The sequence below is a fragment of the Mycobacterium sp. NPDC003323 genome, from assembly GCF_053589535.1.
This window is the reverse complement of sequence record NZ_JBSFSB010000002.1, coordinates 358,856-378,000: the sequence shown is the minus strand read 5'-3', so window position 1 is coordinate 378,000 and position 19,145 is coordinate 358,856. Positions and strand designations below refer to the sequence as shown.

Sequence of the window (19,145 nt, the reverse complement as noted above, 5' to 3'; positions counted from 1 at the left end):
TTCGTCCGCCGCACCAGTGTGGCGCAGCGGCGACCGACGGTCGGCGGTTTGGAGCCATCCTGCGGTGCGGGCTATTCTGTAGGGAAATTGCCGCCGCTGTTCCCTGCGCGGCGGAAACCCCCGCAAGAGGAGATCTCGATCATGGCTGTGCCCAAGCGCCGGATGTCGCGCTCGAACACCCGTAGCCGCCGCGCGCAGTGGAAGGCCGAGGCCACCGGCCTGGTCACCGTCACCGCGGGTGGCCAGCAGCGCAAGGTGCCGCGTCGCCTGCTCAAGGCCGCTCGCCTGGGCCTGATCGATCTCGACCGTAAGTAGCCCGCAGCGGCGCGCCTCTCAGGTCGCTCTCAGATAGAGGGATGACACTGTGGCTGTGCGCATTCTTGTCGTTGATGACGATCGCGCGGTGCGCGAATCCCTGCGCCGGTCGCTTTCCTTCAATGGATACTCCGTCGAGCTGGCTCAGGACGGTGTCGAAGCCCTGGAGGCCATTTCCAACGATCGGCCCGATGCTCTGGTCCTGGACGTGATGATGCCCAGGCTGGACGGGCTGGAGGTCTGCCGGCATCTCCGCAGCACCGGCGATGACCTGCCGATCCTGGTCCTCACGGCCCGGGATTCGGTGTCGGAACGGGTCGCCGGCCTCGACGCCGGTGCCGATGACTACCTGCCGAAACCGTTCGCGCTGGAGGAACTGCTCGCCCGGATGCGGGCCCTGCTGCGGCGGCGGGCGGCACCGGAGGAGACCGCGGAGAACCGCGCGCTGACCTTCTCCGATCTGAGCCTGGACCCGGTGACGCGGGAGGTGACCCGCGGTGAGCGATCGATCAGCCTGACCCGCACCGAGTTCTCGCTGCTGGAGATGCTGATCGCCAACCCGCGGCGGGTGCTGACGCGCAGTCGCATCCTCGAAGAGGTGTGGGGATTCGACTTCCCCACCTCGGGCAACGCGCTGGAGGTGTACGTCGGCTACCTCCGCCGCAAGACCGAGGCCGAAGGTGAACCGCGGCTGATCCACACCGTGCGCGGCGTGGGCTACGTGCTGCGCGAAACCCCGCCTTGATGCCGGCCGTGAAACTGCCGTTTCCCAAGCTGGCCCGCCGGGATGCCGAGGGCTCCCCGCGCCGCTACAGCCGAAATGTCAGCGCCGTATCGCTGCGCTGGCGGGTGATGCTGCTGGCCATGTCGATGGTCGCCATGGTGGTCGTGCTGATGGCCGTGGCGGTCTACGCGGTGGTGTCCCGGTCGGTGTACGACGACATCGACACCCAGCTGCACAGCCGCGCCCAGCTGCTCATCGAGAGCGGTTCGCTGGCGGCCGACCCCGGCAAGGCGATCGAGGGCACCGCCTACTCCGATGTCAACGCCATGCTGGTCAGCCCGGGCCGCTACATCTACACCGCCAATCAACAGGGCCAGACGCTGCCGCTCGGCGCGCCCGAGAAGGCGGTGGTGCAGGGCGATCTGCTGATGTCGCTGCGCACCGCCAACAACCAGCGGGTGCTCGCGGTGCATCTGGCCGACGGCAACTCGCTGCTGATCTCCAAGAGCCTGGCCCCCACCCTGGCGCTGCTGAACCGGTTGGGCACGGTGCTGGCCATCGTCGGCGCCTCGGGCATGGCGGTGGCCGCGATCTCCGGCGGGATGGTCGCCCGCGCCGGCCTGCGGCCGGTTGCGCGGCTGACCCAGGCCGCCGAACGCGTCGCCCGCACCGACGACCTGCGTCCGATCCCGGTCGTCGGCACCGACGAACTGGCGCGGTTGACCGACGCCTTCAACATGATGTTGCGCGCGCTGGCCGAGTCGCGTGAGCGACAGGCCCGGCTGGTCACCGATGCCGGGCACGAATTGCGCACGCCGCTGACCTCGTTGCGCACCAACGTCGAATTGCTGATGGCTGCGATGGCGCCCGGGGCACCGCGGCTGCCGGACGCCGATATGGCCGAACTACAGGCCGACGTGATCGCCCAGATCGAGGAATTGTCCACGTTGGTGGGCGATTTGGTGGACCTGACCCGCGACGATGCCGGCGTGCTGATCCGTGAGAAGGTGGAACTGTCGGATGTCGTGGACCGCGCCCTGGAGCGGGTTCGGCGCCGCCGCAACGACATCGAGTTCGATGTCCAGGTGATCGACTGGCAGGTCGACGGCGATGCGGCAGGGTTGTCGCGGGCCGTGCTGAACGTGTTGGACAACGCCGCGAAGTGGAGTCCGCCCGACGGCCGCGTACTGGTGCGGCTGTGGCAGCGCGACGCCCTGCACGCCGAACTGGCCATCACCGATTCCGGACCCGGCATCCCGCAGCATGAACGCGAGCTGGTGTTCGAACGCTTCTACCGGTCGACCTCGGCGCGGGCCATGCCCGGCTCGGGGCTGGGCCTGGCGATCGTCAAACAGGTTGTCCTCAAACACGGCGGGACGCTTCAGGTCGAGGATGCCGTGCCCGGTGGTGATCCGCCCGGCACGTCGGTCCGCATCGTGTTGCCGGGGCGGCGGGTGCTGCCGAACGGGGACACTCCGGCCGGCGCCGTGACCGCTCCGTTGTCGACACGCGGGGATTGATCGGTGGACTGCGCGCACGATCCGCGCCGACAATTGTGGGATCGTGTGCGCAGAGCACTGCGTACGGCACCAAGACCGTGGGGAATTCTTCGGGAATTCATGGGGGACCACCGGGCTTTTCTCTAAGTGGATTCTCAGCCCAACTCGGCACTGTGAAGTCGTCCTGAGCGTTGTACAGAAGACAGAACCGTGGAAGAGAGAGCGCCGAGATATATGACGAATCACCCGAGGTACACCCCACCTCCGACCCCACCGGGTTCCGGCTCGGGCGGGTACGAGACCGGCTATGACGCTCGGTCGGCGGGTTACGCCGGGGGTTATTCGCAAGGCTACGACTGGCGATACGCCCGGCAGCCGCAGCACACCCAGCCGCAGGGGCACGGGCCCCGCCCGCAGTACGACCCCTACCGGCCGTCCCAGGCGCCGTCGGGGCAGCCCCAGAAGCGTTCGCGCGCCGGAGCTTTGGTCGTCGGTGCGGCCGCGATCGCGGTGGTGTCGGCAGGTATCGGCGGCGGCGTCGCCGTGCTGGCCACCCCGGATCAGCCGGTGGCGAGTTTCTCCAACAGCGGCGGGGCGACCCCGGGTATGCCGGCGGCGAGCGTCCCGGCCGGCACGGTCGAGCAGGTGGCCGCCAAGGTGGTGCCCAGCGTCGTCAAGCTGGAGACCAATCTGGGCCGGGCATCCGAGGAAGGCTCGGGCATCATCCTGTCCAGTGACGGTCTGATCCTCACCAACAATCACGTCGTCGCCACCGGCGACGCGCCCGGCGGCCGGGTGCAGACCAAGGTGACCTTCGCCGATGGCCGCAGCGTGCCGTTCAGCGTCGTGGGCACCGACCCCAGCAGTGATATCGCCGTCGTGCGCGCCGAGGGTGTCTCGGATCTGACGCCGATCGCGCTGGGCTCCTCGGCCGACCTGCGCGTCGGCCAGGATGTCGTGGCCATCGGATCGCCGCTGGGCCTGGAGGGCACGGTGACGGTCGGCATCGTCAGCGCGCTGAACCGGCCGGTGGCCGCCGGCGGTGACAGCCGTAATCAGAACACCGTGCTCGACGCGATCCAGACCGATGCCGCCATCAACCCGGGCAACTCCGGTGGCGCGCTGGTCAACATGAACGGCGAGTTGGTCGGGGTGAACTCGGCCATCGCCACCCTGGGCGGGGAGTCCGGCGCGTCGCAGAGCGGATCGATCGGCCTGGGCTTCGCCATCCCGGTGGATCAGGCCAAACGGATCGCCGACGAACTGGTGCGCAGCGGCACCGCCTCGCACGCCTCGCTGGGTGTGCAGGTGGGTAATGACGCCTCGGTCGACGGTGCGCGCATCGTCGAGGTCACCCAGGGCGGCGCGGCCGCCTCGGCCGGACTGCCCAGCGGTGTCGTGGTCACCAAGGTCGACGACCGCGTCATCAACAGCGCCGATGCCCTGGTGGCCGCGGTCCGTTCCAAGGCACCCGGGACCAAGGTGACGCTGACCTTCGACGGTCCCGGCGGATCCCAGACGCTGGACGTGACCCTGGGCAAGGCCGAGCAGTGACCCGCGAGCTGGACCTGGCCCCCGAGACCGTGACCGAACTTGCCGCGACCTTGTCTGCATCGCTGTCCTCTGCCGGATATACGGTGGCAGGCATGGAACAACCAGGTGAAGTGGTCGGCCGCGCGCTCGTCGTCATCGTCGACGATCGGACAGCACACGGGGATGAAGAGGACCACAGCGGTCCGCTGGTCACCGAGCTACTCGGCGAGAGTGGCTTCCTGGTGGACGGTGTGGTCGTCGTCGCGGCCGATGAGGTCGAGATCCGCAACGCCTTGAACACCGCCGTCATCGGTGGCGTGGATCTGGTGATCTCGGTCGGGGGCACTGGGGTGAGCCCGCGTGATGTGACCCCCGAGGCCACCGTCGAGCTGCTCGACCGCGAACTGCTGGGGATCTCTGAGGCGCTGCGTGCCTCCGGTCTGTCGGCGGGCATCGTCGACGCCGGGCTGTCACGCGGGCTGGCCGGCATCTCCGGCAGCACCCTGGTGGTCAACATCGCCGGCTCCCGCGCCGCCGTCCGGGACGGTATGGCGACGCTCGGTCCGCTCGCGGTGCAGATCATCGGGCAGCTCTCCCGACTGGACATCTGACCGTCCGGTGAATGGTCGGAAAGCGGAATCCATGCAGGTCCGCGCACGCTTTGCGAGTCGCGGAGGTTACATCCAGGTGAACGAGATTCCCGCCGGAAATGTGATCTTGGTCACAGGCAGGTCTCCACTGTGACCGAGCCCGGGCGGCCGTCGCGAGATGCAGTTAACGCGGTCTTCGGAGAGGAACTTCCGAGTACCACGCGCGACGAACGCGACAGCGACCATCGCGACGAGAATGGTGACCGAGATCGCTGGCTCCGCGACAATGTGCCGCCGCACCACGGCTGATCAGTGTTTTCACTCGGAACGGCTGGAATCGTCCTGATTCCAGCCGTTCTTGGTATATGTCCCGACATGCGCGGCAACAGTGGCCGCGTTATCTTCCTTCGCCACTGCAGCGGACGCCGGCCGCCGGGTGCTGCGCTTCCAGCAAACAACCGCCGCGGGTTCGACGGCGACCGGCCTGCGCCCCGCTCGCGTTGCCGGGTGGATGCCGCACCGTTATGTTGCTCCTGTCAACGATGAGCAAACCGTAAGAACTAAATGTGGAGTCTCTAATTCGGCTCACATGTTGCTCTTGCGGGGTGTGAAGTCTCGGTCAGGGCCGGGGTGACACATCAACAACACGGTGGACAACAACCGTCGGCACAGCTTAGGGAGAACATGAAGGCAATCACTCGGGTGCTGCTCGCGATGATCGCGGCGATCGCGGCGATGTTCGTCAGCACTGGCACCTCGAACGCAGGTCTGGACAACGAGCTCAGCCTCGTTGACGGCAAGGACCGCACCCTGACCATCCAGCAGTGGGACACCTTCCTCAACGGTGTGTTCCCGCTGGATCGCAACCGCCTGACCCGCGAGTGGTTCCACTCCGGCAAGGCGAAGTACATCGTCGCCGGCCCGGACGCCGAGGATTTCGAGGGCACCCTGGAGCTGGGTTACCAGGTCGGCTTCCCGTGGTCGCTGGGCGTCGGTATCAACTTCAGCTACACCACCCCGAACATCGCCTTCGACGGTCAGGACTACGGCTACGTCGGCCCCGGTGGCATCGACTTCGACGTCATCCCGGCCATCGTGACCCCGCCGCTGTTCCCCGGTGCCTCGATCAGCGCCGACCTGGGCAACGGCCCGGGCATCCAGGAGGTCGCGACCTTCTCCGCTGAGGTCGCCGGCGCCGAGGGTGCTGTCGCCGTGTCCAACGCTCACGGCACCGTGACCGGTGCTGCCGGCGGTGTGCTGCTGCGTCCCTACGCCCGCCTCATCGCGGCCGAGGGTGACAGCGTCACCACCTACGGCGAGCCCTGGAACATGAACTGATCGATCGCTCCTGATCCGACGTCACCATGTGGTCCGCGCTCCGACAGGCGGGCCACATGGTGACAACGGGGAGTCGACGAACAGGAAGGATTGGTTTTCATGGCTCTAATGAAAAAGATTGCGGTTGTGGGCATCGGCTCGTTCGCGGGTGCCACACTGCTGGCGGGTCTGGGTGCCGCCACGGCGAACGCCGAGGTCGAGGAGTCGGCGCCGGCGCCGTACGTGACCAGCCGACAGGCCATCCTGATCGACGACAACGCACTGCGGGTTGCCGATTACGGCGAGGCCCGCGGATTCCTGGACACCCGCAATGCCGATGCCGGCATCGTGCACGCCCAGGGTGAGGGTGTGCACGTGGACACCATCAAGGCGGTGCCGGGCACCACGGCCGCACCGTTCAACCTGGAGTCCAACGGCGCGTTCGTCTTCAGCCCGCCCATCGGTGACTGGTGACGACCAGCTAGCAGCACAGCAGTTACTACAGACGCCCGGCCGGATTTTTTCCGGCCGGGCGTTCTGCTGTGCGCACGATGTTGTCGTGAAGGCGGACGGTGCACCACGTGCAGCAAAGGCTGCAGGATGCGCCGCGTGGATTCTCCATTGGCCGGCTCGTGAACGCCGGAGAAAGCGGCCGAGCGTGACAGCGTCACCACCTACGGCGAGCCCCGGAACATGAACTGGCCTTTTCGGGGTCGTGAACGCCTTTTGAACGGGTGGCCCCGCGGGGATGACCATCGGGCCGCCGGTTGGGGGCACCGGGCAACTCGGGCTGCAGACAGTCCGGCCGCGTGGAAGGATCAGACCCGCATTGGGTCCGATATCCCTTGGGTCCCAAGGGCTCATCTCATTCAGACTCGAAACCAGAGGAAGGAAGTGCCGAATGTCCAAGCATGCAACTGGGCGCACTCGGAACTTGAAGAAGCCGACCGTTCTCGGCTTCGGTGCCGCCGCCATGGCCGCCGCGTTCGCCGGTCTGGGCACCGGCACCGCCGGTGCCGAGGTGGAGGAGTCGGCGCCTGCGCCGTACGTCACGAGCCGACAGGCCATCCTGATCGACGACAACGCACTGCGGGTCGCCGATTACGGCGAGGCCCGCGGATTCCTGGACACCCGCAATGCCGATGCCGGCATCGTGCACGCCCAGGGTGAGGGTGTGCACGTGGACACCATCAAGGCGGTGCCGGGCACCACGGCCGCACCGTTCAACCTGGAGTCCAACGGCGCCTTCACCTTCGATCCGCCGATCGGCGACTGGTGATCGCTGCCTAGCAGCACAGCTCCACGCAAGCGCCCGGCCGAGTTTCCGGCCGGGCGCTTTGCTGCGTGGGAACGGCGAACGCGATGCTGTTACGCACGCTACTATTGGTGAACCAGATGTGAACGCTGGACAACGATTGAGAAAGTGGTGCTCATGGCCTCGTCGAAGAAGCTCGCGATGCTCGGGTTCGGAACGTTTGCGGGAGCGACGCTGCTGGCCGGTCTGGGCAGTGCGACGGCCGCCGCCGAGGTCGAGGAATCGGCGCCCGCACCGTATGTGACCAGCCGCCAGGCCATCCTGATCGACGACAATGCGCTGCGCGTGGCCGACTACGGCGAGGCCCGCGGATTCCTGGACACCCGCAACGCCGATGCCGGCATCGTGCATGCGCAGGGTGAGGGTGTGCACGTCGACACCATCAAGGCGGTGCCGGGCACCAAGTCCGCGCCCTTCAACCTGGCGTCCAACGGTGCCTTCATCTTCAGCCCGCCGATCGGCGACTGGTGATCGGCACCTTCTGATCCGCAGACGACAAACGCCCGGCCATGGTGATGGCCGGGCGTTTCTCGTCTGTGTCAGACGGTGGGTTTGGGCGCGTCCGGATCGAGCCGCTGCTCGGCGGTCGGCCCCGGCCGTTGCGCCAGCAGATCGCGGATCTCGGTCAGCAGGACGACCTCGGCCTCGACGGTCTCTTCCTTCTCCTTGCGGAACTTGCTGAACGGCAACACGATGATGAAGTACACGACGGCGGCGATGAGGACGAAGTTGATCGTCGCCGAGAGCAGGACGTTCAGGTCGATGGTCTGCTCGCCGCCGATCGGGATGCGCAGGACGCCGTAGTCGGATTCCTCGCCCGCGCCGATCCGGTCGATGAGTGGCTGGATGATGCTGTCGGTGAACGCTGTGACCAGTGCGGTGAACGCGGTACCGATGACGACTGCGGTGGACAGATCGATGATGTTGCCGCGGAGCAGGAACTCCTTGAAACCCTTCAGCATGCTGGGACCCTTCCAGTAAGCGGTGTGATGGCCAAACACTAACCGAGCACCTGTGCGGTGACGGTCAGTGAAATGTGACCGTGATGTCACCGGTCAGTGCGGCGCCGGCGACGGCATTGGCGGCCTGGCGCGGCAGCACCACCAGCACGACCCGCCGGGATGCTCCGGTCGGCCCGGCGGCCTGCTCGGACACCATGGCGACGACGGCGCGGGTGGCGATCACCTCGGGTGCGGCGTCCGGTCCGGTCCCGTCGCCGCCGGCGGCCAGCACGTCGACCACATCGCCCGGGCGGATCAGGTCGACGAGCGCGTCATCGGCCAGGTGCACGGGCACGATCCGGGCGTCCGGGCCGGCGGTGGCGGCCGTCAACCTGCTACCGAGCAGCCGGACATCGGTGATCACCTCGCCGCGGCGTGCCGGCGCAGTCAGGTTGGTGCCCAGCACGGCGGTTATCTCCGTCTGCGCACCGTCGGGAACGGTTGTCGCCAAACGGGATTCGACGGTGACATCGGCCGCCGTCAGCGGTGTGCCGGGGGACAGGTCGCGGCTGGTGACCAGAACATCGGTGCGCTCGCCGGCGGGATCGGGGCGCAGCGCGGCGATCGCGGCGAGCAGCACCAGCAGACCGGCCGCGGCGCGACGGGCGGCGACGGTGCGGGTCCAGTCGGGACGCAGCGCCGCGCGCAGTCGCGACAACGCGCTCGGGTTCAGTGATTCCCCCACGCAGTCACGCTAAGCCCGCCGGGGCCGAAGCGGCAGCCGGTCAGCCGGCGCCTGTGGATAACTGCCCGGTCAGCTGGAGGCTGCGGCCGCCGTCGAACTGGTCGAGGACGATGACGAGGACGACGATGACGAGGGCGTCGAGGAGCTGGTGCTCGACGAGCTCGAGGAACCGGAGTCCGAAGAGCCGGTCGAAGAGGAGCTGTCGTTCTTGGTGCTCGACGACGAGCTCGACGACTTGGACGAGTCGCGGCTGTCGTTGCGATAGAACCCACTGCCCTTGAACACCACGCCCACCTTGCCGAACAGCTTGCGCAGCCGTCCGTTGCACTTGGGGCACGCGGTCAGCGAATCGTCGCTGAACGCCTGGACCACGTCGAACCGATTGTCACATTCGGTACACGCGTAGGAATAGGTAGGCACGACAACCTCCGAGACAGTCAAACTAATTGGCACTCTACCGGCTCAAGTGCCAAAACCGCTATGTGGGCCCGGTCATTCCCGATCGCCGAGCCGGATCAGGCCGCGGCCCGGGGTCAGCGCATGCGTCATCGGCACATCGTGCGCCTCGGCCGGGATCTCGTCGAGCACCTCGTCGTCGCGCACCACCGCGATCCGTCGCGCCCTCGGGGCGACCAGTTCCAGCGCCCGGTCATAGAAGCCGGCACCGCGGCCGAGTCGGGTCCCGTCGCGCGCGACCGCCAGCGCGGGTATCAGCAGGATGTCCGCCTCGGCGATGGCCTCGGGTGCCAACCACGGCGGCGCGGGTTCGCGCAGCCCGAACGGCGCGGCGACCAGTTCGCCCGGCCGGTAGACCGCCCACTGCATGGGCAGTCCGGTGCGCGCGATCGGCAGCAACACCCGCGTACCGGTGAGGCGGTCCAGCAGCGGCACCGAATCATCGGTCCCGCCGTGTCGGCAACCGGGTTCGGAGCCCACCGGGATATAGGCGGCCACCGTGTCCGCGCCCTCGACGACGGCGGATACTTGCGTTTGCAGGGACCGGGTCTCGGCCGCCCGGACGGACCCGGGCAGAGCCCGGCGAGCCGCAAGAATCTCCGTTCTGAGCGTGGCTTTTGTCGGAGTTGACACGTTTGCGCCGACACCCTTCGCCTGAACCATCAATGGGCATTACTGTGTCAACGATGACACAGGCACAGGTACCGATCCCGCGGACGGCAGTGGTCCCGGCGGCCGGTCTGGGGACGCGATTTCTGCCGGCGACCAAGACGGTCCCCAAGGAGCTGCTGCCGGTGGTGGACACCCCGGGCATCGAGCTGGTGGCGGCCGAGGCGGCCGAGGCCGGCGGCGAGCGACTGATCATCGTCACCTCCGAGGGCAAGGACGGCGTCGTCGCGCACTTCGTCGAGGACCTGATCCTGGAGGGCACCTTGGAGGCCCGCGGCAAGCACGTGATGCTGGAGAAGGTGCGCCGCGCGCCCGAGCTGATCAAGGTCGAGTCGGTGGTGCAGGCCGAGCCGCTGGGCCTCGGACACGCGGTGGGTTGCGTCGAGCACAAGTTGGCCGATGACGAGGACGCCATCGCCGTGCTGCTGCCCGATGATCTGGTGTTGCCGACCGGCGTGCTGGAGACGATGTCGAAGGTGCGCGCCAAGCGTGGCGGCACGGTGCTGTGCGCCATCGAGGTGCCCCAGGACGAGATCAGCGCCTACGGCGTCTTCGATGTCGAGGTGGTGCCCGACGCCGCGAACCCGAACGTGCTGAAGGTCAAAGGCATGGTCGAGAAGCCGAAGGCCGAGGATGCGCCGTCGCCCTACGCCGCGGCCGGCCGCTACGTGCTCGACCGCGCCATCTTCGACGCGCTGCGTCGCGTCGACCGCGGTGTCGGCGGCGAGATCCAGCTCACCGATGCCATCGCGCTGCTGATCGAGGAGGGGCATCCGGTCCACGTCGTAGTGCACCGCGGGTCCCGACACGACTTGGGAAATCCCGGCGGCTACCTCAAGGCTGCGGTTGACTTTGCGCTAGAGCGCGACGACTACGGACCGGAACTCCGGCGCTGGTTGGTCGAGCGATTGGGCCTGGCCGGGAACTGACGACGCACGGCGGGTCTTCGAAGAGGAGAAAGGCATGCGGTGCGTTCGGTTGAGGAGCAGCAGGCACGAGTAGCGGCCGCTGCGGTGGCTCCGCGGCCCGTGCGGGTGGCGATCGCCGAATCCCAGGGTCTGATGTGCGCGGAGGAAGTCGTCACCGAGCGACCCCTGCCCGGGTTCGACCAGGCCGCCATCGATGGTTATGCCGTCCGCAGCGTCGATGTGCTGTCGGTGGGCGGCACCGATGACGACGGGCTCAACCGTGAGGTGAGCCTGCCGGTGGTCGGTGAGATCGAGGCCGGGGCGCGCACACCCAGCCGGTTGCAACCGCGCCAGGCCGCCCGGGTGCAGACCGGTGCGCCGATGCCGACGCTGGCCGATGCGGTGCTGCCGCTGCGCTGGACCGATGGCGGGCAGTCGCGGGTGCGGGTGCTGCGCGGGGTCCGCTCGGGTGCCTATGTGCGGCGCACCGGTGACGATGTCCAGCCCGGTGATGTCGCGGTCCGGGCCGGCACCATCATCGGCGCCGCGCAGGTCGGGCTGTTGGCGGCGGTGGGCCGGGACAAGGTGATGGTGCATCCGCGGCCCCGGATGTCGGTGCTGTCGGTGGGCGGCGAACTCGTCGACGTGTCCCGCACCCCGGGCAACGGCCAGGTGTACGACGTGAACTCCTATGCGCTTGCCGCCGCCGGACGCGATGCGGGTGCGGAGGTGAACCGGGTCGGCATCGTCGACACCGACCCCGCCAGCCTGCGCGAGGTGGTCGAGGGACAGATCAGCCGGTCCGAGGTGGTGGTCATCGCCGGTGCGGTCGGCGGTGCGGCGGCCGAGGCGGTGCGTGCGGTGCTGGCCGAACTCGGCGAGATGGAGGTGGTGCGCATCGCCATGCACCCCGGTTCGGTGCAGGGCTTCGGACAGCTCGGCCGCGACGGTGTGCCGGTGTTCCTGCTGCCGGCCAACCCGGTGAGCGCGCTGGTGGTCTTCGAGGTGATGGTGCGCCCGCTGATCCGGATGTCGCTGGGCAAGCGGCAGCCGATGCGCCGGGTCATCCAGGCCCGCACGCTGGCGCCGATCACCTCGGTGGCCGGTCGCAAGGGGTATCTGCGCGGTCAGCTGATGCGTGATCAGGACAGCGGTGAGTATCTGGTGCAGGCGCTCGGCGGCGCGCCCGGGGCGTCCTCGCATCTGCTGGCGACGCTGGCCGAGGCGAACTGTCTGGTGGTCGTGCCGAGTGAAGCCGAGCAGATCCGTACCGGCGAAGTCGTCGATGTCGCCTTCCTGGCGCAACGCGGCTGACCCGCGTGAACCGCTGGCGGACGAGCCCGGCGCACCCCGGCTGGCCGGTGCCGGTGGGGCCGCTGCGCGTGCCCGCCGGGGTGGTGACGCTGCGGCCGGTCCGGCTGCGCGACGGTGCCCAGTGGAGCAGGCTGCGGTTGGCCGAGCGCGCCCACCTGGAGCCGTGGGAACCCAGCTCCGAGGTGAGTTGGGAAGCGCGGCATGCGCTTTCATCATGGCCGGCGGTGTGCTCGGGGTTGCGTGGGGAGGCGCGCCGCGGCCGCATGCTGCCCTTCGTCATCGAACTCGACGGTCAGTTCGCCGGTCAGATCACGATCGGCAACATCACCCACGGCGCGTTGCGCTCGGCCTGGATCGGGTACTGGGTGGCCAAGCAGTCGACCGGAGCGGGGGTGGCGACCGCCGCGCTGGCCCTGGGCCTGGATCATGCGTTCGGCCCGGTGATGCTGCACCGGGTGGAGGCCACCGTGCGACCCGAGAACGTGGCCAGTAGGGCCGTGCTCGCCAAGGCGGGGTTCCGGGAGGAAGGCCTGCTCAAGCGGTATCTGGATGTCGACGGCGCGTGGCGGGATCACCTGCTGGTGGCCATCACGATCGAAGAGGTCGAGGGGTCGGTGGCCGCGGCGCTGGTGCGGGCCGGCCGGGCCGGTTGGACCTGACCATCTCTTTCGCCCAATCGAACAAACGGGCGCCAAAGTGCGAGTGGAATCCACCATTTCGTCGATCTCGGTGAGGGAAATTGTTACTCGTGTGACTTATGTGGCTAATGGTGCTTGTATCCGGTGAATTACAGGTGTGTAATTGACCTCGGCGCGCCGCGGATGGATGCGCAGGTCACGGACCTAGCCTGAAGGGGAAAGGAGCAGGCATCATGCCAAGCATCCCCCAATCTCTGTTGTGGATCTCCCTCGTCGTTCTCTGGCTTTTCGTGCTGGTGCCGATGCTGGTGAGCAAGCGCGACAATGTGCGCCGCACCAGCGACGTCGCGCTGGCCACCCGGGTGCTCAATTCCGGGCGCAACGCCCGCCTGCGCCGCCCGCGCGCGGCCGCCGGGCATCACAGCGATCCGGACTGGAAGCCCAGCGCGGACGCTGATGCCGAGTTCGACGCCGACCTGGAGGCCGAGCTCGACGGTGAGCCGTCCCGCAAGCGTGCCGTCGTGTTGGCCGCCGCCGCCGAGGAGCCGACGGAGTCGCCGTACCTGGACGTGGACATCGTCGACGAGGACTCCGGCGCGCTGCCGGTCGGCTCGCTGAAGGTCGAGACGCCCGAGGAGCCCGAGACCGACGAACTCACACTGGATTTCGACGGCACCGAACCCGAGCCCGAGCCCGAGCCGGATGAGACGGTCGCTGAGTCCGCAACCGAAGATGACGACCTCGGCGACGACGACTACGAGTACGTCGAGGACACCTCCGGCCTGGAGGCCGAGGACGGCCTTGCCACCGACGACGAACCCGAACTCGCCGAGTCGATGGCCAGCGCGCGGCGCAACCGCTACGAGTCCAAGACCGCGCAGGCCGTCAGCGCCCGCAAGTACACCTTCCGCAAGCGGATGCTGCTGGGCATGTCGCTGACCCTGCTGGTGTCCGTGGTGCTGGCCCTGGTGCTGTCTTCGACGCTGTGGTGGGTCGCCGGCGCGGCCGGCGCGTTCACCGCGCTCTACCTGGCATACCTGCGCAGGCAGACCCGCATCGAGGAGCAGCTGCGCCGCCGGCGCGCGCAGCGGATGATGCGGTCCCGGCTGGGCGTGGAGAACACCGAGGACGGCGAGTTCGACGTCGTGCCGTCGCGGTTGCGCCGCCCCGGAGCGGCCGTGCTGGAGATCGACGACGAGGATCCGATCTTCGAGCACCTGGAGTATGCGTCCTTCTCCCGGCACTACGACCTGCCGCGCGCGGCCGGCCAGTAGCCACCGGTTTCGGTTGCCGCGGGTGTTCCTGGTAGCCTGCTATCCGGTCAAGGGGCTATAGCGCAGTTGGTAGCGCGTCTCGTTCGCATCGAGAAGGTCAGGGGTTCGATTCCCCTTAGCTCCACAGAGTTTGAACAGGTTCACACCAGCCCGAGGCTGTTCTCGTGGCGGCGGCCCAGGATGGCGCCCAGCCCTAACATGCCGAGCGCCAGTCCCAGATGCAGCCAGTTGTCGGCATCGTTGACCGGGACGAAGTTCATGGCGCTGTGCTGGTCGATGACCAGCCCGTAGATGAACAACACCAGGTAGATCGCGCCGCCACCGATCAGGTAACCACGCGCGGTGTTGAAGGTGCGCGCCAGCGCGATGCCCGCGATGCCGAACGCCAGATGTACCAGGTTGTGCAGCACCGACACGTTGAAGATGCCCAACAGGGCCGCCTCGGAATGGTGGCCGGCGAAGGTCAACTGGTCGTAGTGGGCGGTGATCCCGGGGATGAAGCCGAGAATCCCCACCAGCAGGAACACCACGCCGACGGCGATGGCGGCCTTCTGCACGAGGGTGCGGGCGGGTGCGGTCGACGGGGTCGTACGGGGAGTGGTCATGGGATGTCCTCACGTGGGCGGGTCGCTGAGTCGCTGCTTCCCGCTTTCTTGAGATGCCCGACGATACTGCGGCGTACCCGCACATCCGCTCGGCAAACTCAGCCGAACGTCACTCCGGTCAATCGCAGCGACTCCTCCCACATCCGCGCGGCGTTCGCACTGTCGCGCAATGGCTTCCACAACTTCGCGGCTCCGGGCGGCCCACCGGCGTTGCCCGGCCACTGCGGGCCGTAGAACACGCCCGGTTCCGTCGACGTCGCGGCCATCAGCGCCGGCAGGGTCGCGCTGTCGACCGTGCCCACCAGCAGGCCGCGCGCCGACAGCCACCGGATCATCCGCACGCCCATGGTGTCCTGCGCGCGCCCGACCTCGGGGCGCGCCGCCAGCAGGCTGGTCGGGGCGACGCCCGGATGCGAGATATTGCTGGTGACACCCCATCCCGCAGCGGTGCTGCGGCGCGCCAACTCCAGCCCGAACAGTCCGCAGGCGATCTTGGACTGCCGATAGGCCGCCATCCCGTCATAGGACCGCTCCCAGCCCAGATCGGCCCAGTTGATGCTGCCGCTGCGGGCCGCCACGCTGGTCTGGGAGGTGACCCGCGCGCGCCCGGCCCGCAGCAGCGGCAGCAGATGCGCGGTCAGCGCGAAGTGCCCGAGGTGATTGGTGCCGAACTGCACTTCGAAACCGTCGGCGGTGCGCTGCCGCTCGGGCGGGGTCATGACGCCCGCGTTGTTCACCAGCAGATGGATGGGGGAGCCGTCACGGCGCAGCCGCTCACCGAGGGCGGCCACCGATGCCAGCGAGGACAGGTCGAGCGTTTCCAGCGTCAGCGATGCCCGCGGGTGCGCGGCCCGGATGGTGGCGACGGCCGCCTCACCTTTGACCGGGTTACGGACCGGCATGATCACCTCGGCGCCGGCTGCGGCCAGCCGGGTCGCGATGCCCAGGCCGATACCGTCGCTGGCGCCGGTCACCACCGCGCGTCGGCCGGTGAAATCGGGGATGGTCAGTTCGTAGGGTTTTCCTGGCATGGGCACGACACTGCCCCGGCCGGTGCGCCGTAGCCACGGACTGTCGATCCGTGGATGAGCCGACGCACCCGCGGCGAGAATGGGCACATGATCGATCGAGCGGCACTGGCGGACTTCCTGGTCCGCCGCCGTAGCGCCCTGCAACCCGAGGACGTCGGACTCCCGCGCGGAGCGCGTCGCCGCACCAGCGGGCTGCGGCGCGAAGAGGTTGCCGCGCTGTGCCACATGTCCACCGACTACTACTCGCGGTTGGAGCAGGAGCGCGGCCCGCAGCCCTCGGAACAGATGATCGCCGCGATCGCCCAGGGGTTGCACCTGTCCCGCGACGAGCGTGACCACCTGTTCCGGCTGGCCGGGCACCACCCGCCGGCACGGGGTTCGGGCACCGACCACATCAGCCCCGGGATGTTGCGGATCTTTGATCGACTGACCGACACACCGGCCGAGATCGTCACCGAACTGGGCGAGACGCTGCGCCAGACCCCGCTGAGCGTCGCGCTGGTGGGTGATCTGACCCGTCATACCGGGCCGTCGCGCAGTATCGGCTACCGGTGGTTCACCGATCCGGCGGCCCGCGCCATCTGCCTGCCCGAGGATCACGAATTCTATTCGCGCATGTACGTTTCCGGCCTGCGCGCGCTGATCGGGCTGCGCGGGCCGCAGTCCAGGGCCGCGCAGTTGGCCGAGTTGCTGACCGCGCAGAGCGCGGAGTTCCGCGAGGTGTGGAGCCGACACGAGATCGGGATCCGGCCACGGGAGGTCAAGCGCTACCGTCACCCGCAGGTCGGGACGCTCGAATTGCACTGCCAGCTGCTGCTGGACCCCGAGGAGCCGCACACACTGCTGGTCTTCACCGCCGCACCGGGCAGCGAGAGCTACGAGAAACTGCGACTGCTCTCGGTGGTCGGTGTGCCAGGGTGATCCCATGACCGACCGGCCTCAGGATGCGAACACCCGCCTCGCCGCCGAACGTAACCGGCTGGCGTTGGAACGCACGCTGATGGCCTGGACCCGCACCGCCACCTCGCTGATCGCGTTCGGCTTCACGATCTACCAGATCTTCGAGCGTCTCGCCGACAACGAGCGGCTGGCCGAACCGTTCGTCAGCCCGCAGGTCGTCGGGACCGTCATGATCGTCATCGGTGTGGTCGCGCTGTTGCTGGCCTGGGTCCAGCACCATCAGGAGCTGCGGGCGTTGCGGGCCGAGTTCGGGCCGACGCGCTATTCGATCGCCTCGGTCGTGGCCGGGCTGATCGTCGCCCTCGGTGGGTTGGCGTTGCTCGCGGTGACATTGCGGATGTAGCCGCGCAGTCCCCGCGGGATCGCTCGGCCCAGCACCGACATTCAGAAGGCGCGGGCGCATCCGTTCCTCGGTGATGCGGCGAGCTCACCGGACCGCTGCGCGAATACGTCACGGTGGCCGAACAGCGCAGCACCTAGAGCCGGTACATCTCGCGGGCCATGGCGGCCTCCTCGACGAAGGTCTCGCGCCGCACGGCCCGGTGGCTGGGCTTGCTGCGCCGGGGCTGCGGATCGGCGAGCAGCGCCGCCTTCAACCGTGCCCACCACCGCCGAGTCATGATGCGCGGCAACGGAATCGATACTGCGGGGGACCCCCGGAGGGGTTGTGCTTGAGTCATGACTCGACGCTACGAAGCGCGCGGTCAGCGGGCATCGTGCTCGGGGGCGATCTTGAATTGCGACCGTGGTAGGAGAAGGCCCCGCCCTGGGCATGAGAGCTGGGTCACACGGGCAGAAACCTCACCGATCTTCCAGGTGCGCACGCACATCCGCATCGAGTTCGATGCCGAAGGACCGCAGCATCCAGCCCAGCGTCTCGTAGGCGCCGACGGTGAAGATCGCGTCCAGGATCTGCCGGGTGCTCAGGTGCTCGTTCAGGGTGGCCCAGGTGCCGTCGGAGATGACGCCGTCGGCCACGAGTTCGTCGGCGGTGCGCAGCAGTGCGGCGTCGGCCGCCGACCACAGCGATGAATCCGGGCCCCAGGCGATCTGGGCCACCTCGGCGCGGGAGATGCCGACATCGCCGGCGATGACGACGTGCTGGGCCCATTCGTATTCGGACTGCCGCAGTACCGCGGTGCGCAGGATCAGCAGTTCACGTTGGCGCGGCGTCAGCGAGGTCGCCGAGAGCAGATGACCGTTGAAGGTGAAGAACGCGTGCGCGAGTTCCGGGTGGTACGCCAGTGCGCCCAGCACGTTGAAACCCTTCGGGCGACCCTCGGTCGGCAGCGGGGGATGGCGGCGCACCGGCGGATTCATCGCCTCCAGCGCGGCACGCATCTCGGCCGGCCACTGCTTGGGATGCAGCGGGTCCACACGGGTCATGTCGGGTCGTTCCTCTCCTCGCGCCGGCGATCATGTCGGTAATGGCGTTCTCATAACTTTGCACGACCATCCCGAAAATGACGAATGCGACGCCTCGGGGTGACTCTCCGAGGCGTCGCACTCGCTACGACGTGATGCCGGGGCACGGCATGATTCAGCTCGCGGCGGGCTCCTGCAGCTTCCACAGGTCGTTCGACAACAGCCTCTGCAGCCTGTCGATCACCGCGGCAACCTCGTCGTCGGTGCCGACGAAGCCGGCGTAGAAGCCCATCCCGAACATCAGCACCAGCAACATCTCGACCAGTGCCGTGCCGTCGGTCTCGTCGCCCAGCTGACCCTTGGCGATCGCGTCGCCGACGGCGTCGTCGAGGAACTTGCGGATGCCCTCGCGCGGGGCGTAGTCGTCGTTCTTGAGCTCGGGATGCCGATAGGACTCCAGCATTGAGGTCACCAGGAACGCCGCCGCCGAATCGATCTCGCGGTGCGCGGTCAGCATGCCGCTCATCAACGCCGAGAGTTTGTCCAGCAGCGTCGTCTGGCCCGCGGCGGCCGCCACGCCTGCCTCGATGAGCGCGGCGTTGGTGGCGTCGAGCACATGCCGGTACAGATCGCGCTTGTTGCTGAAGTAGTGGTTGATTGCCGGCCGTGTCAGATCGGCGCGTTCGGCGATCTCCTGAAACGTCGACGCATCGTAGCCAAGTTCGCTGAAAACCTGCCGGGCCGCGAAGATGATCCGCTCGCGCGTTTCCGCACCGTTAGCTGCTCGTGGGCGCCCGCGAGTGCGGCGCAGCGCTTGTGTCATACGCGGAGTTTGCCACAGATTAATGACCGATGCGTAGAAACTTCCCCGAACTGGAGTTTTTCCGGCTGCCATAGCAAATGCGATCTTGATCGTTCTTGCCGACCCCGACAAACGCGCCGTAGC

General features: G+C 68.0%; 24 protein-coding genes and 1 tRNA gene. 16 read left to right on the top strand and 9 right to left on the bottom strand.

Annotated features, from left to right (window positions below; translation table 11 throughout):
- Positions 1-141 precede the first annotated feature (141 nt).
- The 9 genes from rpmF to ACWDUN_RS08565 all read left to right on the top strand — a co-directional run bounded on the left by rpmF (position 142) and on the right by ACWDUN_RS08565 (position 7,764).
- Positions 142-315: a 50S ribosomal protein L32 gene (gene rpmF / locus ACWDUN_RS08605; RefSeq protein WP_449927325.1), complete on the top strand. Its 174-nt coding sequence runs from the start codon at positions 142-144 to the stop codon at positions 313-315.
- 55 nt (positions 316-370) lie between these two features.
- Complete coding sequence (locus tag ACWDUN_RS08600; protein WP_449927323.1) at positions 371-1,060, top strand: response regulator transcription factor; 690 nt, start codon at positions 371-373, stop codon at positions 1,058-1,060.
- Positions 1,060-2,559: a HAMP domain-containing sensor histidine kinase gene (locus ACWDUN_RS08595; protein WP_449927320.1), complete on the top strand. Its 1,500-nt coding sequence runs from the start codon at positions 1,060-1,062 to the stop codon at positions 2,557-2,559. The genes ACWDUN_RS08600 and ACWDUN_RS08595 overlap by 1 nt, the downstream gene beginning before the upstream one ends.
- Before the next feature lie 213 nt (positions 2,560-2,772).
- Entirely contained in the window at positions 2,773-4,092 is a 1,320-nt protein-coding gene (locus ACWDUN_RS08590; RefSeq protein WP_449927317.1) for a S1C family serine protease, read from the top strand.
- A gap of 92 nt (positions 4,093-4,184) precedes the next feature.
- Positions 4,185-4,682, top strand: a complete 498-nt coding sequence (locus ACWDUN_RS08585) for a MogA/MoaB family molybdenum cofactor biosynthesis protein (protein WP_449927789.1) — start codon at positions 4,185-4,187, stop codon at positions 4,680-4,682.
- Between the two features lie 663 nt (positions 4,683-5,345).
- Complete coding sequence (locus ACWDUN_RS08580) at positions 5,346-5,999, top strand: MspA family porin (protein ID WP_449927314.1); 654 nt, start codon at positions 5,346-5,348, stop codon at positions 5,997-5,999.
- A 99-nt stretch (positions 6,000-6,098) separates the two neighbouring features.
- Positions 6,099-6,452 carry a hypothetical protein gene (locus ACWDUN_RS08575; protein WP_449927311.1) on the top strand — a complete coding sequence of 118 codons (354 nt, stop codon included), beginning with the start codon at positions 6,099-6,101 and terminating at the stop codon, positions 6,450-6,452.
- A 460-nt stretch (positions 6,453-6,912) separates the two neighbouring features.
- Positions 6,913-7,257, top strand: a complete 345-nt coding sequence (locus tag ACWDUN_RS08570; RefSeq protein ID WP_449927308.1) for a hypothetical protein — start codon at positions 6,913-6,915, stop codon at positions 7,255-7,257.
- 153 nt (positions 7,258-7,410) lie between these two features.
- On the top strand, positions 7,411-7,764 hold the full coding sequence (locus tag ACWDUN_RS08565) for a hypothetical protein (protein ID WP_449927305.1): 354 nt from the start codon (positions 7,411-7,413) through the stop codon (positions 7,762-7,764).
- A gap of 68 nt (positions 7,765-7,832) precedes the next feature.
- Here ACWDUN_RS08565 and mscL read toward each other — a convergent pair whose 3' ends face one another.
- From mscL to ACWDUN_RS08545, 4 genes are all read right to left on the bottom strand, one after another.
- Positions 7,833-8,255, bottom strand: coding sequence for a large-conductance mechanosensitive channel protein MscL (gene mscL / locus ACWDUN_RS08560; protein ID WP_449927302.1), 423 nt, complete (start codon positions 8,253-8,255; stop codon positions 7,833-7,835).
- A 64-nt stretch (positions 8,256-8,319) separates the two neighbouring features.
- Positions 8,320-8,979: an SAF domain-containing protein gene (locus ACWDUN_RS08555; RefSeq protein WP_449927299.1), complete on the bottom strand. Its 660-nt coding sequence runs from the start codon at positions 8,977-8,979 to the stop codon at positions 8,320-8,322.
- 69 nt (positions 8,980-9,048) lie between these two features.
- The gene (locus ACWDUN_RS08550; RefSeq protein WP_449927296.1) at positions 9,049-9,399 is read right to left on the bottom strand and encodes an FmdB family zinc ribbon protein; all 351 of its coding nucleotides are present in this window, start codon (positions 9,397-9,399) and stop codon (positions 9,049-9,051) included.
- Positions 9,400-9,471: 72 nt separating this feature from the next.
- Positions 9,472-10,068: a 5-formyltetrahydrofolate cyclo-ligase gene (locus ACWDUN_RS08545; RefSeq protein WP_449927293.1), complete on the bottom strand. Its 597-nt coding sequence runs from the start codon at positions 10,066-10,068 to the stop codon at positions 9,472-9,474.
- A 53-nt stretch (positions 10,069-10,121) separates the two neighbouring features.
- Here ACWDUN_RS08545 and ACWDUN_RS08540 point away from each other — a divergent pair, with 53 nt between their 5' ends.
- The 5 genes from ACWDUN_RS08540 (at position 10,122) to ACWDUN_RS08520 (ending at position 14,362) form a co-directional block, all read left to right on the top strand.
- A complete protein-coding gene (locus tag ACWDUN_RS08540) occupies positions 10,122-11,033 on the top strand; it encodes a UTP--glucose-1-phosphate uridylyltransferase (RefSeq protein WP_449927290.1) in 912 nt (303 codons plus the stop codon).
- Positions 11,034-11,072: 39 nt separating this feature from the next.
- Positions 11,073-12,326, top strand: a complete 1,254-nt coding sequence (gene glp, locus ACWDUN_RS08535; RefSeq protein WP_449927286.1) for a molybdotransferase-like divisome protein Glp — start codon at positions 11,073-11,075, stop codon at positions 12,324-12,326.
- Positions 12,327-12,331: 5 nt separating this feature from the next.
- Complete coding sequence (locus ACWDUN_RS08530) at positions 12,332-12,985, top strand: GNAT family N-acetyltransferase (protein ID WP_449927282.1); 654 nt, start codon at positions 12,332-12,334, stop codon at positions 12,983-12,985.
- Positions 12,986-13,197: 212 nt separating this feature from the next.
- Positions 13,198-14,238, top strand: coding sequence for a divisome protein SepX/GlpR (gene sepX, locus ACWDUN_RS08525; protein ID WP_449927279.1), 1,041 nt, complete (start codon positions 13,198-13,200; stop codon positions 14,236-14,238).
- A gap of 51 nt (positions 14,239-14,289) precedes the next feature.
- A tRNA-Ala gene (locus ACWDUN_RS08520) sits at positions 14,290-14,362 on the top strand.
- 16 nt (positions 14,363-14,378) lie between these two features.
- Here the strand turns inward: ACWDUN_RS08520 and ACWDUN_RS08515 are convergent.
- Positions 14,379-14,843, bottom strand: a complete 465-nt coding sequence (locus tag ACWDUN_RS08515) for a DUF4383 domain-containing protein (RefSeq protein ID WP_449927277.1) — start codon at positions 14,841-14,843, stop codon at positions 14,379-14,381.
- 98 nt (positions 14,844-14,941) lie between these two features.
- The gene (locus ACWDUN_RS08510; RefSeq protein WP_449927275.1) at positions 14,942-15,874 is read right to left on the bottom strand and encodes an SDR family oxidoreductase; all 933 of its coding nucleotides are present in this window, start codon (positions 15,872-15,874) and stop codon (positions 14,942-14,944) included.
- A gap of 87 nt (positions 15,875-15,961) precedes the next feature.
- On the opposite strand from ACWDUN_RS08510, the gene ACWDUN_RS08505 reads away from it, so the two are divergent.
- Positions 15,962-16,795 carry a helix-turn-helix transcriptional regulator gene (locus tag ACWDUN_RS08505; protein WP_449927273.1) on the top strand — a complete coding sequence of 278 codons (834 nt, stop codon included), beginning with the start codon at positions 15,962-15,964 and terminating at the stop codon, positions 16,793-16,795.
- A gap of 4 nt (positions 16,796-16,799) precedes the next feature.
- Positions 16,800-17,177 carry a YidH family protein gene (locus tag ACWDUN_RS08500; RefSeq protein WP_449927270.1) on the top strand — a complete coding sequence of 126 codons (378 nt, stop codon included), beginning with the start codon at positions 16,800-16,802 and terminating at the stop codon, positions 17,175-17,177.
- Positions 17,178-17,310: 133 nt separating this feature from the next.
- Here the strand turns inward: ACWDUN_RS08500 and ACWDUN_RS08495 are convergent, their stop codons facing one another.
- From ACWDUN_RS08495 to ACWDUN_RS08485, 3 genes are all read right to left on the bottom strand, one after another.
- Complete coding sequence (locus tag ACWDUN_RS08495) at positions 17,311-17,514, bottom strand: hypothetical protein (protein ID WP_449927267.1); 204 nt, start codon at positions 17,512-17,514, stop codon at positions 17,311-17,313.
- Between the two features lie 121 nt (positions 17,515-17,635).
- Positions 17,636-18,220: a carboxymuconolactone decarboxylase family protein gene (locus ACWDUN_RS08490; protein WP_449927263.1), complete on the bottom strand. Its 585-nt coding sequence runs from the start codon at positions 18,218-18,220 to the stop codon at positions 17,636-17,638.
- A gap of 154 nt (positions 18,221-18,374) precedes the next feature.
- Positions 18,375-19,022, bottom strand: a complete 648-nt coding sequence (locus ACWDUN_RS08485; protein ID WP_449927259.1) for a TetR/AcrR family transcriptional regulator — start codon at positions 19,020-19,022, stop codon at positions 18,375-18,377.
- Positions 19,023-19,145: the final 123 nt, after the last annotated feature.

Excerpts from the sequence above, each read along its gene's own strand:
- rpmF (WP_449927325.1), top strand. The coding sequence starts at position 142 with ATGGCTGTGCCCAAGCGCCGGATGTCGCGCTCGAACACCCGTAGCCGC.
- ACWDUN_RS08595 (WP_449927320.1), top strand. The coding sequence starts at position 1,060 with ATGCCGGCCGTGAAACTGCCGTTTCCCAAGCTGGCCCGCCGGGATGCC.
- ACWDUN_RS08590 (WP_449927317.1), top strand. The coding sequence starts at position 2,773 with ATGACGAATCACCCGAGGTACACCCCACCTCCGACCCCACCGGGTTCC.
- ACWDUN_RS08585 (WP_449927789.1), top strand. The coding sequence starts at position 4,185 with ATGGAACAACCAGGTGAAGTGGTCGGCCGCGCGCTCGTCGTCATCGTC.
- ACWDUN_RS08580 (WP_449927314.1), top strand. The coding sequence starts at position 5,346 with ATGAAGGCAATCACTCGGGTGCTGCTCGCGATGATCGCGGCGATCGCG.
- ACWDUN_RS08575 (WP_449927311.1), top strand. The coding sequence starts at position 6,099 with ATGGCTCTAATGAAAAAGATTGCGGTTGTGGGCATCGGCTCGTTCGCG.
- ACWDUN_RS08565 (WP_449927305.1), top strand. The coding sequence starts at position 7,411 with ATGGCCTCGTCGAAGAAGCTCGCGATGCTCGGGTTCGGAACGTTTGCG.
- mscL (WP_449927302.1), bottom strand. The coding sequence starts at position 8,255 with ATGCTGAAGGGTTTCAAGGAGTTCCTGCTCCGCGGCAACATCATCGAT.
- ACWDUN_RS08540 (WP_449927290.1), top strand. The coding sequence starts at position 10,122 with ATGACACAGGCACAGGTACCGATCCCGCGGACGGCAGTGGTCCCGGCG.
- sepX (WP_449927279.1), top strand. The coding sequence starts at position 13,198 with ATGCCAAGCATCCCCCAATCTCTGTTGTGGATCTCCCTCGTCGTTCTC.
- ACWDUN_RS08515 (WP_449927277.1), bottom strand. The coding sequence starts at position 14,843 with ATGACCACTCCCCGTACGACCCCGTCGACCGCACCCGCCCGCACCCTC.
- ACWDUN_RS08510 (WP_449927275.1), bottom strand. The coding sequence starts at position 15,874 with ATGCCAGGAAAACCCTACGAACTGACCATCCCCGATTTCACCGGCCGA.
- ACWDUN_RS08505 (WP_449927273.1), top strand. The coding sequence starts at position 15,962 with ATGATCGATCGAGCGGCACTGGCGGACTTCCTGGTCCGCCGCCGTAGC.
- ACWDUN_RS08500 (WP_449927270.1), top strand. The coding sequence starts at position 16,800 with ATGACCGACCGGCCTCAGGATGCGAACACCCGCCTCGCCGCCGAACGT.
- ACWDUN_RS08495 (WP_449927267.1), bottom strand. The coding sequence starts at position 17,514 with ATGACTCAAGCACAACCCCTCCGGGGGTCCCCCGCAGTATCGATTCCG.
- ACWDUN_RS08490 (WP_449927263.1), bottom strand. The coding sequence starts at position 18,220 with ATGACCCGTGTGGACCCGCTGCATCCCAAGCAGTGGCCGGCCGAGATG.
- ACWDUN_RS08485 (WP_449927259.1), bottom strand. The coding sequence starts at position 19,022 with ATGACACAAGCGCTGCGCCGCACTCGCGGGCGCCCACGAGCAGCTAAC.